The organism is Jiella avicenniae (assembly GCF_021390325.1).
GTDB lineage: Bacteria > Pseudomonadota > Alphaproteobacteria > Rhizobiales > Rhizobiaceae > Jiella > Jiella avicenniae.
The window spans coordinates 124102-139566 of sequence record NZ_JAJUWU010000009.1 but is presented as its reverse complement, the minus strand read 5'-3'; the positions used below and the strand labels follow the sequence as shown (position 1 = coordinate 139566).

Below are 15465 nucleotides of genomic sequence, written 5' to 3'. Positions count from 1 at the left end.
TCGGCCGGACCGATCGACAAGCAAATGGAACGTCGCATGAGCTCGACCCGCCCCCCCCAGCCTTCCGCGAACCTCGCCGCATTGACCCGGCGAGCCGACGCCGCGCGCACGGTCGGCATCCGGGAGCTGTTCGTCCAAAGTCCCGATCGTTTCGCCGAGTTCTCCGCCGGAGCCGGCGGCCTGCTGCTCGACTATTCCAAGACCGCCATCGACGCGGAAACGCGATCGGCGCTGTTCGATCTGGCGCGCGACCGCCAGGTCGAACAGAAACGCGACGCGATGTTTTCCGGCGCCCGCATCAACGTCACCGAGAATCGCTCGGTGCTTCACATGGCGCTCCGGGCCCAGCCTGCGGATGCCTACCGCGCCGACGGCGATCCGGTCAGCGCCGAGGTGATGGGCGTCCTGACCGCGATGTCGAACTTTGCGACCAAGGTCCGCAACGGCGAGATTCTCGGTTCCGATGGCGACCTGATCACCGACGTCGTCAATATCGGCATCGGCGGCTCCGATCTCGGCCCGGTGATGGCGACGCTTGCCCTCGCCCCCTATCACGACGGCCCGCGCACCCATTTCGTGTCGAATGTCGACGGCGCCCACATGGCCGACACGCTGAAGGGGCTGGAGCCGAAGACGACGCTGTTCGTCATCGCCTCGAAGACCTTCACCACGATCGAGACCATGACCAACGCCGCGACGGCCCGGCGGTGGATCGTCGCGACCCTCGGCGAAGCGGCGGTGGGCGATCACTTCGCCGCCGTCTCGACCGCCCTCGACAAGGTCGACGCCTTCGGCATCGGTTCGGAGCGGACCTTCGGCTTCTGGGAATGGGTCGGCGGCCGCTATTCGATCTGGTCGGCGATCGGCCTGCCGCTGATGCTGGCGATCGGCCCGGAGAACTTCCGGGAGTTCCTCGCCGGCGCCCGCGAGATCGACCAGCACTTCAAGACCGCGCCGCTCGAAGAGAACCTTCCCGTCCTCCTCGGCCTCGTCGGCTACTGGCACCGGGCGCTGATGGGCCATCCGACCCGGGCGATCATTCCCTACGACCAGCGGCTCGCCCGCTTCCCCGCCTATCTCCAGCAGCTCGACATGGAATCGAACGGCAAGCGCGTCGGCCTCGACGGCGAGGAGGTTCCGATCAGCGGGCCGGTGGTCTGGGGCGAACCCGGCACCAACGGCCAGCACGCCTTCTTCCAGCTGATCCATCAGGGGACGGACGTCATCCCGGTCGAGTTTCTGCTCGGCGCCAATGCCGACGAGGGCACCGACATGTCGGTCCACCAGGACCTTCTCCTCGCCAACTGTCTCGCCCAGAGCGAGGCGCTGATGAAAGGCCGGACGCTGGAGGAGGCGCGCCGCCAGCTTCTCGATGCCGGCCGCACCCCCGCCGATGCCGAGCGCATCGCCCCCCACCGGGTGTTTCCGGGCAATCGTCCGTCGGTCACCATCCTCTATTCCAAGCTCGATCCGGCGACGCTCGGCGCGCTGATCGCGCTCTACGAGCACCGGGTCTTCGTCGAGGCACAGCTGTTCGGCATCAACGCCTTCGACCAATGGGGCGTGGAACTCGGCAAGGAATTGGCGAACAATCTCGTCCCGGTCGTCACCGGGCAAGCCTCGGCCGAAGGTCGGGACGGCTCCACCCGCGGGCTCGTCGCAGCAATCCAGTCGATGAGGAACCATTGATGTCAGCCACACCGAAGATCGAGCCGATCGGCGCGAAGGTTCCCGAGCCGCGCCAGAACGACCCCGATACGCTCGCCCGGCAGATCGTCGAGAAGCTCACCTATTCCATCTGCAAGCACCCCGAGCAGGCGCGGAAATACGACTGGCTGCGGGCAACGACGCTGGTCGTGAGGGATCGGATCATCGATCACTGGTTCCGCTCGACCGACAAGATTCGCGAGAGCAAGGACAAGCGGGTCTACTATCTGTCGATGGAATTCCTGATCGGGCGGCTGCTGCGCGACGCGATCAACAATCTCCAGCTCACGGGCCCGATCCGCGAGGCGCTGAAGCGCTACAACGTCGAACTCGACATGGTCGAGCTGCTCGAGCCGGACGCCGCGCTCGGCAATGGCGGTCTCGGCCGGCTTGCCGCCTGCTTCATGGAATCGATGGCCTCGACCGGCGTGCCAGGCGTCGGCTACGGCATCCGCTACGTCCACGGCTTCTTCCGTCAGGAGATCGCCGAAGGCGCCCAAGTCGAGCTGCCCGAGACATGGCTCGTGCACGGCAATCCATGGGAGTTCGAGCGGCGCGATTCGACCTACGAGATCGGTTTCGGCGGCAAGGTCGTCACCCAACAGGAGCCGGGCAAGCCGCCCCGCCACGTCTGGCGGCCGGCCGAGCGCGTCCTCGCCGTCGCCTTCGACACGCCGATCGTCGGCTGGCGCGGCGAACAGGTGAACACGCTGCGCCTGTGGAGCGCCCAGGCCGTCGACCCGATCCTGCTCGACGCCTTCAATTCCGGTGACCACATCGGCGCCCTGGTGGAATCCAACAAGGCCGAGGCGATCACCCGCGTTCTCTATCCGGCCGATTCCCATCAGGCCGGCCAGGAACTGCGCCTCAGGCAGGAATACTTCTTCTCCGCCGCCTCGCTGCAGGACATCATCCGCCGGCATCTCGGCGAGAACGCAAGCCTCGACAATCTCGCCGACAAGGTGGCGATCCAGCTCAACGACACCCACCCGGCCGTGTCGGTGGCCGAGCTCATGCGTCTCCTCGTCGACGTCCACGGCTACGAATGGGGCAAGGCCTGGGAGATCACCCGGGCGACCTTCGGCTACACCAACCATACGCTGCTGCCCGAGGCGCTCGAGCACTGGCCGATCAACCTCTTCGAGCGGCTGCTGCCGCGCCAGATGCAGATCATCTACCAGATCAACGCCGACATCATTCGCGAGGCTTCCCAGACCGGCTTCGACGGTGGCCAGATCTCCGCGATCTCGCTGATCGACGAAGGCAACGGCCGGCGCGTGCGCATGGGCCAGCTCGCCTTCGTCGGCAGCCACGCGGTCAACGGCGTGTCGGCGCTGCACACCGAACTGATGAAGGAGACGGTGTTCCGCAACCTTCACGAACTCTATCCCGACCGCATCCAGAACAAGACCAACGGCGTCACCCCGCGGCGCTGGCTGATGGAATGCAATCCCGGTCTGACGGGCCTTTTGACCGAAGCGATCGGGCCCGGCTTTCTCGACGACATCGAAAAGCTCGGAGATGCCGATACGCTCGCGGGCGATGCGGCCTTCCGGGAGAGGTTCGCCGCCATGAAGCGGGCGAACAAGGCGAGGCTCGCCGATCTCATCTCCGACCGGCTCGCCATCACCATCGACCCGGACGCGATCTTCGACATCCAGGTCAAGCGCATCCACGAATACAAGCGCCAGTTCCTCAACATCATCGAGGCGATCGCCCTCTACAACCAGATCCGCGCCCATCCCGAGAAGGACTGGACGCCGCGGGTCAAGATCTTCGCCGGCAAGGCGGCGCCGAGCTACGTGCAGGCAAAGGAGATCATCCATCTCGCCAACGACGTCGCACGGGTCGTCAATTCGGATCCTTCGGTGCGCGATCTCCTGAAGATCGTGTTCATCCCGAACTACAATGTCAGCCTCGCCGAGATCATCATGCCGGCGGCCGACCTGTCCGAGCAGATCTCGACGGCGGGGCTCGAAGCCTCCGGCACCGGCAACATGAAGTTCGCGCTGAACGGTGCCCTGACCATCGGCACGCTCGACGGCGCCAATGTCGAGATGCTCGATCATGTCGGCGAGGACAACATCTTCATCTTCGGCCTGACGGCAGACGAGGTCGCGCAGAGGCGGCGCGAGACCCACAGCGGCCGCTCGATCATCGACCGGACGCCGCTCTTGCGCGAAGCTCTCGATGCGATCTCCGCGGGCGTCTTCGCGCCGGAAAGCCCGGCCCGCTATCACAGCCTCGTCTCCAATCTCTACAACAACGACTGGTGGATGATCTGCGCCGATTTCGAGGCCTACTGGAACACCCAGCGGAACCTCGACGGCTTGTTCCTGACCCAGAATGAGTGGCAGTCGAAGGCCATCCACAATACGGCCCGGATGGGATGGTTCTCGTCCGACCGCTCGATCCGCGAATATGCCAGGGACATCTGGCAGGCAGGACCCGGCAAGGTCTGATTGCGACGTCACCGACCCGTTTCCCGGCAAACCGCCCGCAGGGACGAAGAACCTTGCGGGCGACGCGCCGAAGGCATTCGAGTGGTGGTCCGAACCCGTTCTGACGGATGCCGGCGGCGAGCGGCCCGCGGGATGCGACCCGGGACCTCGCCGCGCGGGCCGGTGCCTCGGTGGCCTTCCCGTCACGGACCGTCGGCGGGTGCGGCGCGACGCACGGGAACGGACCCTTGGCCCGACAAGCGCGCGGCGGCAGTCCTTCGTCCGGGGCCTATGCTTCTTGACTCTCGCCGCCCTATCTTCACTCTGAGTTGACGTGGCGAACCTCCCGCCGCCCTCGTTGGCGGCCGGGATCAGCAAAGGAAGCGCGCCGAGAGCGCGCGATTCGCCATCGAGGGAGGGACAATGGCAGATTCACGACCGTTCGCACCGCTGGCGCGCGATGCCATGGCTTACGTCCTGGCAGGGGGGCGCGGCAGCCGGCTGCTCGAACTGACCGACAGCCGCGCCAAGCCCGCCGTCTATTTCGGCGGCAAGACCCGGATCATCGACTTCGCGCTGTCGAATGCGATCAATTCGGGCATCCGCCGCATCGGCGTCGCCACCCAGTACAAGGCTCACAGCCTGATCCGGCATCTCCAGAACGGCTGGAACTTCCTGCGGCCCGGTCGCAACGAGAGTTTCGACATCCTCCCCGCCAGCCAGCGCGTCTCGGAGGATCAGTGGTATGCCGGCACGGCCGACGCGGTCTACCAGAACATCGACATCATCGAGTCCTACGCGCCGAAGCACATCGTCGTCCTCGCTGGCGACCACATTTACAAGATGGACTACGAGATCATGCTCCAGCAGCATGTCGACTCGGGTGCGGACGTGACGGTGGGCTGCCTCGAAGTGCCGCGCATGGAGGCGGTCGGCTTCGGCGTCATGCATGTCGACGAAGACTACGAGATCACCGAGTTCGTCGAAAAGCCGAAGGATCCGCCGGCGATCCCCGGCCGTCCCGACGTGGCACTCGCCTCGATGGGCATCTACGTCTTCGAGACGAACTTCCTGATGGACCAGCTTCGCCGGGACGCCTCCGATCCCAACTCGCAGCGTGACTTCGGCAAGGACATCATCCCCCACATCGTGCGGCACGGAAAGGCGGTCGCCCACCGCTTCAACCGATCGGTGGTGCGCTCGGCGATGGAGCCGGACCACGAGGCCTACTGGCGAGACGTCGGGACCGTCGACGCCTACTGGCAGGCCAACATCGACCTCACCGACATCGTCCCGCCGCTCGACATCTACGACCGCGACTGGCCTATCTGGACCTATGCCGAGATCAACCCGCCGGCGAAGTTCGTCCATGACGAGGACGGGCGGCGCGGCACGGCGATCTCCTCCCTCGTCTCCGGCGACTGCATCATCTCCGGCGGCGCGCTCAATCGCTCGCTGGTCTTCACCGGTGTCCGGGTGCACTCCTATTCCTATCTCGACCACGCCGTGGCTCTGCCGCACAGCCACATCGGCCGCAGCGCCCGGATCAAGAACGCCGTCATCGACCGGGGCGTCGTCATTCCCGACGGACTGGTGATCGGCGAAGATCCCGAGCTCGACGCCAAGCGCTTCCGGCGCACCGAATCCGGCATCTGCCTCGTCACCAAGCCGATGATCGACCGGCTGAGCTACTGACGGCCGATGCGCATCCTGTCGATTGCCTCGGAAGTCTTTCCGCTGATCAAGACCGGCGGCCTGGCCGACGTCGCCGGTGCCTTGCCCGGCGCCCTCGCTACCCATGGATGCGACGTCGTCACCATGCTGCCGGGCTATCCCGTGGTGATGCGGGAAATCGCGCGCGCAAAGGCCGGGGTCGAAACGTTTCTCCTCGACCCGGTGCTCGGCTGCGAGGCGCGCATCCTCGCCTGCGAACTCGCCGGCCTGAAGCTCTTCGTCCTCGACAGTCCGGAACTGTACGATCGCCTCGGCGGCCCCTATTCCGACGCCGGCGGCCACGACTTTTCCGACAACTGGAAGCGTTTCGGGGCGCTTTCGAAGGCAGGCGCGCGGATCGCCCAAGGCGCGATCCCCGGCTACCGGCCCGACATCGTCCATGCGCACGACTGGCAGGCGGCGCTGACGCCGGTCTATCTCGCCGCTTCGAACCGCCCCCGCCCGCGGACGGTACTGACGATCCACAACCTCGCCTTCCAGGGCAACTATCCCTCGCAGGTCTTCCCCGAGCTCGATCTTCCGGCCGCCACTTGGTCGATCGAGGGGGTCGAATATTACGGCAATGTCGGCTTCCTGAAAGGCGGCCTGCACGCCTGCGACGTCGTCACCACCGTCAGCCCGACCTATGCCAAGGAAATCGTCACCGAGGGCGGCGGCATGGGGCTCGACGGTCTGTTGCGGGGGCGCGGCTCGCGCCTCGTCGGCATCGTCAACGGGATCGACACGACCTTCTGGAATCCCGAGACGGACCCGGCGATCGCCGCCGGCTATTCGGCGGCCGACATCCGCCCGCGGATCCACGACAAGCGGGCGATCGAAGGCGAGTTCGGCCTCCGGCGCGAGGACGGCCCGATCTTCGCCGTCGTCAGCCGGCTGACCTGGCAGAAGGGCCTCGACCTCGTCGCCGGCATCTGCACCGAGATCGTCGAGCGCGGCATTCGCCTCGTCGTCGTCGGCTCGGGCGAGGCGATGATCGAGGGCGCCTTCCAGGCCGCCCATTCGAAACATCCCGACCGGGTGGGCGTGCGGATCGGCTATGACGAGCCGCTGTCGCACCGGGTGCAGGCCGGCGCCGACGCGATCCTCGTTCCCTCGCGCTTCGAGCCCTGCGGCCTGACCCAGCTCTACGGGCTGCGCTATGGCTGCATCCCGGTCGTCGCCAAGGTCGGCGGCCTCGCCGACACGGTGGTGGACGCCAACCATGCGGCCGTCGCCGCGGGGGCGGCGACCGGCGTCATCTTCTCGCCGCCGGACGAGGCCTCCCTGCTTGCGGCCGTCGACCGGACGCTCGAACTCTACGAGGACGCCCGCGTCTGGCGAAACATGCAGGCGGCGGCTATGAAGTCCGACGTTTCCTGGGAAAAGAGCGCGAAGATCTATGCGGGCCTCTACCGCGATCTGATGAAAGAGTAGACGATGATCGAGACGATCGCCACGACGCCATACGACGATCAGAAGCCGGGCACCTCGGGGCTTCGCAAGAAGGTCCCGCATTTCCAGCAGCCGAACTATGCGGCCAACTTCATCCAGTCGATCTTCGACGCGCTGCCGCTCGACGGCGGCGAGACGCTCGTCATCGGCGGCGACGGGCGGTTCTACAATCGCGAAGTGATCCTGATGGCGATCCGCATGGCGGCCGGCAACGGCTACGGCCGGGTGGTCGTGGGCCAGAACGGCATCCTGTCCACCCCGGCCGCCTCGAACCTCATCCGCAAGCGGGGCGCCTCCGGCGGCATCATCCTGTCGGCCAGCCACAATCCGGGCGGCCCGGGCGGCGATTTCGGCATCAAATACAACGGCTCCAACGGCGGCCCGGCGCCGGAAAGCGTCACGGCGAAGATCTTCGAGAAGACGAAGACGATCGGCCGCTACCGGGTCTTCACCTCGACGGCACCGGATATTTCGAAGCTCGGCGAGGCCAGGCTCGGCGACATGGTGGTCGAGGTGGTCGATCCCGTCGCCGACTATGCCGAACTGATGGAAGAGCTCTTCGATTTTTCCAAGATCCGCGACCTGATCGCCTCGGGCTTCGGCATCCGCTTCGACGCGATGCATGCCGTGACCGGCCCCTATGCCACCGAGATCCTGGAGAACCGGCTCGGCGCTCCGACGGGCAGCGTCGTCAACAACGTTCCGATGGAGGACTTCGGCGGCGGCCATCCGGACCCCAACGCCGTCCATGCCGCCGATCTCATCGCCCATCTGATGGCCGAGGACGGCCCGGACTTCGGCGCCGCCTCCGACGGCGACGGCGACCGCAACCTCATCGTCGGCAAGGGGGTCGTCGTCTCGCCGTCCGATTCCCTCGCCGTCCTGGCCGCCAACGCCCATCTCGCCCCGGCCTATGCCAAGGGGATCGCCGGCATCGCCCGGTCCATGCCGACCAGCCAGGCGGCGGACCGGGTCGCCCAGAAGCGCAAGATCGGCATCTACGAGACCCCGACCGGCTGGAAGTTCTTCGGCAATCTCCTCGACGCCGGCAAGGTGACGATCTGCGGTGAAGAGTCCGCCGGCACGGGCTCGGACCACGTGCGCGAGAAGGACGGCGTCTGGGCGGTTCTCCTGTGGCTCAACATTCTCGCCGAGCGGCGCGAGAGCGTCGCTGGAATTCTAGAGAAGCACTGGGCCGAATTCGGCCGCAACTTCTATCAGCGCCACGACTACGAGGAAATCGACGCCAAGGCCGCCAACGGGCTGATGGAGTCGCTGCGGGACCGCCTCGCCTCGATGGCCGGCCAGCGCTTCGGCACCCTCGTCGTCTCGGAGGCCGACGACTTCTCCTACAAGGACCCGATCGACGGCTCGGTGGCGACCAGCCAGGGCGTGCGCATCATCTTCTCGGGCGGCTCGCGCATCGTCTACCGTCTGTCCGGCACCGGCACGAGCGGCGCCACCCTGCGCGTCTACATCGAGCGCTTCGAATCCGATCCGGCCAAGCACGCGCTCGCGCCGGAAGAGGCGCTGAAGGAGCTGATCGACACGGCCGACGTGATCGGCGAGATCAAGAAGCGCACCGGCCGGAGCGCGCCGGACGTGGTGACGTGACGATCCTCTGGTGGCGTATCTTCGGTCGGCGGAGTGTACCGCGGGATATGAGCCGAGCTTAATCTGGTAAAGCGCATGGGCGAAGACATCGCCGACGAGCCGCCAGAGCAAAAGCGCTCCCGGGTTTTCCACCGTGCCCACCCCACCTGAAAGGTGTTCTGATCCGCACGCGGTGATGGCCAGTTCAAATGCGTCGATGTTTGCGGTAGTGTCGTCCGATGTCGACCGTCAAAGCAGACTCACTCGAACTCGATCCCGATCTGGGTTCCAGACTTGCCGAACTGGCAGCGCGGGAAGGAACTTCGCTAGCGGAGTTCGCCGAACGTGTTTTGCGGGCATATGCTGACGAGGCGGAGCGGACCGACGTCGAAGCGGTAGACGACGAAAAGCGCTGGCAGGCCTATTTGCAATCCCGCCACGCGGTGCCCTTCGAGGCGGTCCGCCAGCGGCTTGGCATGCTGCGCGATGAGGCGAGGGCCAAGTCGGCGCGGCGATGAAATTCGTTTTCCTCCCGGAAGCCGTGGAGGATATCGAACGCCTTCATGACTTCCTGCTGGCTCGATCTCCTCTCGCTGCCGAGAAGGCGATGCTGGCAATCGATGATGGAATCCGCCGGCTTCTCGAAAATCCACGCGCCGGAATTGGCATGGATGTTCGTCCGGACTATAGGCAGCTTTTCGTCCGGTTCGGCAAAAGCGCCTATGTGCTGCGCTACAGGATCGACGAGGAGAGCGAGACGCTCGTCGTCGTCCGGGTGTGGCATGGCCGGGAAGACCGAGGCGCGTAGATGAAACACTCCCCCGACACGGGCCGACCTTCCCATGCCTTTGAGATCACCTCGAGCGCCGGCTGGCGAATCGGTTCGCCCGTCCCGAAGAAGAAGCGCACCGGGCGAATCGAGCCGGACGTGGGGACGTGAAGCGGCTCCGGCCTCGTTTCCTTGGGTTGTCTGGCGCCGTTGCCGGAAGGCTGCCGGTGAACCAGGCGAGGCGATGGAAGATATCCAACCCCTCGAGGGTCCAATCATAGACCTCTACGGCTTGACGATGACGATCTCGACGCGCCGGTTCTGCTGCCGGTCGCCATTGTTGAAACCGCGGCTGTCGATCGACGGCTCGCCGGCAGCGGCCGCGGCCGAGATCGTGGGCAGATCGGTGGTCATGGCGGCCGAGGCGCCGGTGGCGGTGATCGCAGCGGCCGTGATGAAGGCGATGGTCGGCAGGTTGGTGACCACGGGTTGGCTTCCCTCTGATTGCCGGCGGCCCGTCTGACCGCCGATGCCCAGACGTTACCGATTGCCCCGCGGGGCTGCTGTGCCGCACGTCACAGGGAGGTTTCCTGCAACCCGGCCGCGATAGGGGAACGCCGAAGCCCGGCAGGACCGCTCGCCGATCGATCGGCAACGTTCACCACCGCGCCATAGAGCGCTCGCACCTCCTGCATCGGCAAGCGGCGCGGATCCGGCCGCAGATACATCAAGTGGCCGCCGGGATATTCCGCCACGCAGACCGGCCGCCGGCCGGCGGAACAGAATTGCGAATTCTGTTTCAGATTTAGGGTTTGTAGATCAAGATTCTGACGGCAATTATTGCGCTAAATCAGCCGTTCCATATAGTGTTCGGAATCAATCGATAACCGCGAATGAGAAACGACCAAGATATCTCCCAGGCCGGAAAATCAGGTGTGTCTCAAGACCATGCTGCGAAATATTTTCCTCGTAGATGTTTAGGTGTTTGAGGCGGCCGTTATATGCGGTTGACCTAAGCCCATTTATAAATCCGCATTCAATGTCCGGGCAAAAAAGCGTTATGAGTCCTGTATTTGGTACAGTGGTAAAGCGAATCAACCAGATCTCGACTTTCGGTAAAGTCGTTAGTGGTACAATGCATTTCTTGCCGACGATACATTGTATCTCCCCTGCGATTGGCTCCATGTCACCGAAGATCGCGCCGAACCGAACTGTGTATGAGGGAGGGTTGCTTTTCTTGTGGTGATTTTCTTGCGCGCTAGTGGCTAACGGTAGAACCAAGCAGCTCATGGCGGCGAAAAAATTGACGGTCTTCCGTATCATTTGGACATTCTTTAAAGTGTAATGCGCGGAAAGCGCTTCATGAGAGACGGTTATGCCCGTTTCGCCTAACGTTACGCCCAATCGGACAGTACGCAAATCGCACAGTGATGACACTCGTTTCTGAAACACTTTCGCTGTATTCTGTTCAAAATCGCGGCCGTCTCGCATGGGAAGCGGCAAGCCGTGTCATATGCGGAACGACCGCCGCCCCAATGGCGCCGCGTCGGCGAAGTCGCTAACCTCCCACCATGACCTTTCAGATCACCTCCGAACGCGGGCTGCCGAAGCGTCTCGGCGCGGCGCCGAAGAAGCGCGGCGTCGACTTTGCCGTTACGTCGCACAATGCGGACACCGTCGAGCTGTGCCTGTTCGACGATGCCGGGACACAGGAAATCCAGCGCCTTCCGCTGCCCGGTGAGGCGGACGGCGTGCGCTTCGGCTTCGTGCCCGATCTCAAGCCCGGCGCGCGCTACGGCTTTCGCGCCCATGGGCCGTTCGATCCGGCGCGGCATCATCGCTTCGACGCGTCGAAGCTCCTCGTCGATCCCTACGCCGTCCGGCTCGACCGGCCGTTCGTCTACCATCCCGCGCTGGTCGCGCCGCCGGCGCAGCGGCTCGACAGTGCACCGTGGGTGCCGCGCGCCGTCGTCACCGATGTTTCGCGCGATGCCGACCCCCTGCCCTTTGCGGCGCCGGGTTTCGTCTACGAGCTGCACGTCCGCGGCTTTTCCCAACGCCATCCGGACGTGCCGGATACGCTTCGCGGGACGCTGGCCGCCCTCGCCGAGCCGGCGCTGCTCGACCACGTCCAAAGCCTCGGCGTCGACACCGTCGAGCTGATGCCCTCTGCCGCCTGGATCGACGAGCGGCATCTGACCGAACTCGGCCTGACCAATGCCTGGGGCTACAATCCGGTCACCCACATGGCGCTCGATCCGCGGCTCGCGCCGGGCGGCCTTTCCGACCTTCGCCGTGTCGTCGATGCGTTCCACCGGCGCGGCATCCGCGTTCTTCTCGACGTCGTCCTCAACCACTCCGGCGAGGGACCGGTGGAAGGGCCGACGATTTGCTACCGGGGCCTCGACAACGCTCTCTACTACCGACACGCGCCCGACGGCGCGCTGGTCAACGACACCGGCACCGGCAACACCTTCGCCTGCGACCGGCCGGCGGTGGCGAGGCTCTTCGTCGACACGCTTCGCCATTTCGTCGAGACCGTCGGGATCGACGGTTTCCGCTACGATCTCGCCCCGGTGCTCGGGCGGAGCGACGCCGGCTTTTCGCCGGACGCGCCGCTTCTGAAGGCGATCGCGGCGGATCCGGTGCTGAAGGACCGCATCCATGTCGCCGAATCCTGGGACATCGGCCCCGGCGGCTATCAGGTCGGGAACTTCCCGCCGCCCTTCTTCGAGTGGCAGGACCGGTTCCGCGACGACGTCCGCCGATTCTGGCGCGGCGACGCGGAGACCGTCGGCGACCTCGCGACGCGGCTCGCGGGATCGCAGGACGTCTTCGGCGGCAACGGCCGGCGCCCCTCGATCGGCGTCAACATGCTCGCCCCGCATGACGGCTTCGCCCTTGCCGACCTCACCGCCTATGCCGGCAAGCACAACGAGGCCAATGGCGAGGCCAACCGCGACGGCCATGGCGAGAATTTCAGCTGGAACCACGGCGTCGAGGGCCCGAGCGACGACCCGCAGGTCGTCGAGGCCCGCCGCCGCGACGTCCGGGCGCTGCTGGCGACGCTGTTCGTCTCGCGCGGCAGCCTGATGATCGTCGCCGGCGACGAGATCGGCCGCAGCCAGCGCGGCAACAACAACGCCTATTGCCAGGACAACGAGATCCTCTGGCTCGACTGGCAGAACGCCGACACCGATCTTGCCGCCTTCGTCGCGGCGCTGGCGAAGCTGCGGCGCGCCCATCCGGCGTTGTCCGCCGACCGGTTCCTCACCGGCGGCATCGTCGAGGATGGTGCGGTGGAAGACGTCGTCTGGCTGACCGAGACGGGCGCGGCGATGACGGAGGCCGACTGGCACGACCGCGACCGGGACTTCCTCGGCATGGGCGTCTACGCCCCCCGGCGCACGGGGGACGAGGAAAGCGAGCGGGCGATCGTCTATCTCAATGCCGGCCATCTGACCAGGGACGTAATGCTCCCGCAGCCGCGTCCCGGCCATCGCTTCGCGCTGGTCCTGCGCTCCGACGAGCCGGCCTCGCCCGGTGGACACGTCGTCCCCGACAAGCCGCTGGCGGTCGGGCCCCGATCGGTCTTCGTGCTGATCGAGGAACCAACTGGCTGAGAGATCGGAGCAGGAGAGGCATCGTCCTCGGCCGGGCGATCACCGCACACACCGTTGCGCGGGCGGACGTGCAAACCCCTTGCCCGCCGCGACCGCGCATCGTAGCAGGAGGCCTCACGCCAAACTCTCGTCCAGGGCGCGGTCCGGCAGCACGATTGCCCGGCTTCGCCGCCTCCCTCACCGCTTGCCCATAAAGGTCTCGACGGGCGCCTGCCGCCCTCACCGCCCGCCATGCAGACCATCTTCGACGTCATCGTCCCGATCTTCAGCCTGATCGCCCTCGGCTATGCCGCGGCGCGTTTCGGGCTGTTGTCGGAAGCCGTCGGCGAGAGCCTGGCCCGCTTCGTCTTCGTCGTCGCCGTACCGGTCCTTCTGTTCAGAACCCTCGCGACGATGAGCGTCGGCAGCGCCAATCCGATGCTTCTCTGGATCAGCTATTTCGGCGGCGTCGCCCTCGTCTGGACGGTCGGTACCGTCGTGATGCGCAAATTCCTCAGGGCCGACCATCGGACGGGGGTGATCGCCGGCATCACGGCGAGCTTCGCCAACACCGTCTTCGTCGCCATCCCGATGCTGCAGCGAGCCTATGGCGACGCGGGCCTCGAGCCGCTGTTGCTCATCATCTCGATCCATCTGCCGGTGATGATGATCGCCTCGACCCTGCTCGTCGAACGAGCCGCCGCCCTCGACGCCCGGGACGGCGCCGAACTCGTCCGGGTGCCCGTGCCGCTCGGCCGGATGGCGCGGCGGATGGCGGTGAACCTCGTCACCAACCCGATCGTCGTCGGCATCGCCGTCGGCCTCGTCTGGCGCGTCTCGGGCCTGCCCCTCGAAGGGTCGATCGACGAGGTGACGCGGCTTCTCGGCGGCACGGCGGGCGGCCTGGCGCTGTTTTCGCTCGGCATGTCGCTGACGCGCTACGGGCTTCGGGGCGATCTCCTCGCCGCCTCGCTCATGACGGGGCTGTCGCTGATCGTCATGCCGCTCGTCGTCTGGCTCATCGCCCGCGAGGCCGGCCTGCCGCCGCTGTGGCTGAAGGGGGCGGTGCTGACTGCGGCGGCCCCCGCCGGCATCAACGCCTATCTCTTCGCCACCTATTTCAAGTCCGGCGAAAAGCTGGCGGCGACGACCATCCTGATCTCCACCGTCGCGTCGGTGGTCACGCTCAGCGTCTGGCTCAAGATCCTCGGGACCTGAGGGCCGTTTCGCTCGGGTCCGCCGGCCGTCCCGGCAGCCCGACCATCCGGCGGACGTCCTCGGCGGTCATTCCCGCCTCCCGCAGCGAGCGCAGCGAGGTGTCGCGCGCGCTTTTGGATAGCTTCCGGCCGTCGGTTCCCAGAATCAGCTCGTGGTGGTGGTAGCGCGGCTGGGGAAGGCCGAGCAGCGCCTGCAGGAGCCGCTGGACGCTGGTCGCGTAGAACAGGTCGCGCCCCCGCACCACGTCGGTGACGCCCTGGATCGCGTCGTCGACGACCACCGAGAGGTGGTAGCTGGTCGGGATGTCCATCCGCCCGAGGACGACGTCGCCCCATTCGAGCGGCCGGGCGACGATGGTGCCGCTTTCGCCGATCGGCGAGGCGCCGTGCTCGTCCCAGGTCAGTGCCGGGATCATCTCGATCGCCCGCTCGACGTCGAGCCGCCAGGCGAAGCGCGCGCCCTCGCTCATCCGCCGTTCGCGCTCCTTGGTCGAGGCGTGGCGGTCGAGCCCCGGATAGAGCGGCGCGCCGTCGGGATCGCGCGGCCAGGGCCGGCCCTCCTCTTCCTCGAAGCGTTCGACATGGGCCTTGATCTCGCCCCGCGACATGAAGGCCGGGTAGACGAGGTCCTCCGCCGCCAGCGCCTCCAGGGCGGCGGCATAGTCGTGCATGTGCTCGGACTGGCGGCGCGGTCGTTCGTCCCAGTCGACGCCGAGAAAGGCGAGGTCCTCCTCCACCTGCCGCTCGTAGGCCGGGGTGCAGCGGGCCGTGTCGATGTCCTCGTGGCGCAGGAGGAATTTGCCCCCGATGGCGCGGGCCATCCCGCGATTGAGAAGCGCCGAATAGGCATGGCCGAGATGCAGTTCGCCGTTCGGACTGGGGGCGAAGCGCAGGACCGAATCACTGGGAAACATGGTCGCCAAATCCCTTCCACGGACGGGAGCCGCCGACGTCGCCGGCGCGCGATTCGC

11 protein-coding genes are annotated in these 15465 nt (G+C 66.1%); 9 read left to right on the top strand and 2 right to left on the bottom strand.

The window, feature by feature from the left end:
• Positions 1 to 36 precede the first annotated feature (36 nt).
• The 7 genes from pgi to LZD57_RS10995 all read left to right on the top strand — a co-directional run bounded on the left by pgi (position 37) and on the right by LZD57_RS10995 (position 9714).
• The gene (gene pgi, locus LZD57_RS11025) at positions 37 to 1689 is read left to right on the top strand and encodes a glucose-6-phosphate isomerase (protein ID WP_233719674.1); all 1653 of its coding nucleotides are present in this window, start codon (positions 37 to 39) and stop codon (positions 1687 to 1689) included.
• The gene (locus LZD57_RS11020) at positions 1689 to 4169 is read left to right on the top strand and encodes a glycogen/starch/alpha-glucan phosphorylase (RefSeq protein ID WP_233719673.1); all 2481 of its coding nucleotides are present in this window, start codon (positions 1689 to 1691) and stop codon (positions 4167 to 4169) included. Before pgi ends, LZD57_RS11020 begins: the two co-directional genes overlap by 1 nt.
• A gap of 402 nt (positions 4170 to 4571) precedes the next feature.
• Positions 4572 to 5843 carry a glucose-1-phosphate adenylyltransferase gene (glgC, locus tag LZD57_RS11015; protein ID WP_233719672.1) on the top strand — a complete coding sequence of 424 codons (1272 nt, stop codon included), beginning with the start codon at positions 4572 to 4574 and terminating at the stop codon, positions 5841 to 5843.
• A gap of 6 nt (positions 5844 to 5849) precedes the next feature.
• Positions 5850 to 7295 carry a glycogen synthase GlgA gene (gene glgA, locus LZD57_RS11010; RefSeq protein WP_233719671.1) on the top strand — a complete coding sequence of 482 codons (1446 nt, stop codon included), beginning with the start codon at positions 5850 to 5852 and terminating at the stop codon, positions 7293 to 7295.
• A gap of 3 nt (positions 7296 to 7298) precedes the next feature.
• Positions 7299 to 8927 carry an alpha-D-glucose phosphate-specific phosphoglucomutase gene (locus LZD57_RS11005; RefSeq protein WP_233719670.1) on the top strand — a complete coding sequence of 543 codons (1629 nt, stop codon included), beginning with the start codon at positions 7299 to 7301 and terminating at the stop codon, positions 8925 to 8927.
• A 218-nt stretch (positions 8928 to 9145) separates the two neighbouring features.
• Positions 9146 to 9424, top strand: a complete 279-nt coding sequence (locus tag LZD57_RS11000; RefSeq protein WP_233719669.1) for a hypothetical protein — start codon at positions 9146 to 9148, stop codon at positions 9422 to 9424.
• On the top strand, positions 9421 to 9714 hold the full coding sequence (locus tag LZD57_RS10995; RefSeq protein WP_233719668.1) for a type II toxin-antitoxin system RelE/ParE family toxin: 294 nt from the start codon (positions 9421 to 9423) through the stop codon (positions 9712 to 9714). The genes LZD57_RS11000 and LZD57_RS10995 overlap by 4 nt, the downstream gene beginning before the upstream one ends.
• 246 nt (positions 9715 to 9960) lie before the next feature.
• Here LZD57_RS10995 and LZD57_RS10990 read toward each other — a convergent pair whose 3' ends face one another.
• Complete coding sequence (locus LZD57_RS10990) at positions 9961 to 10161, bottom strand: hypothetical protein (protein WP_233719667.1); 201 nt, start codon at positions 10159 to 10161, stop codon at positions 9961 to 9963.
• 1085 nt (positions 10162 to 11246) lie between these two features.
• Here LZD57_RS10990 and glgX point away from each other — a divergent pair.
• A complete protein-coding gene (glgX, locus tag LZD57_RS10985; protein ID WP_233719666.1) occupies positions 11247 to 13298 on the top strand; it encodes a glycogen debranching protein GlgX in 2052 nt (683 codons plus the stop codon).
• A gap of 231 nt (positions 13299 to 13529) precedes the next feature.
• Positions 13530 to 14495: an AEC family transporter gene (locus LZD57_RS10980; protein ID WP_233719665.1), complete on the top strand. Its 966-nt coding sequence runs from the start codon at positions 13530 to 13532 to the stop codon at positions 14493 to 14495.
• Here the strand turns inward: LZD57_RS10980 and gluQRS are convergent.
• Positions 14476 to 15408, bottom strand: coding sequence for a tRNA glutamyl-Q(34) synthetase GluQRS (gene gluQRS / locus LZD57_RS10975; RefSeq protein ID WP_233719664.1), 933 nt, complete (start codon positions 15406 to 15408; stop codon positions 14476 to 14478). The two genes, LZD57_RS10980 and gluQRS, sit on opposite strands and share 20 nt — an antisense overlap.
• Positions 15409 to 15465: the final 57 nt, after the last annotated feature.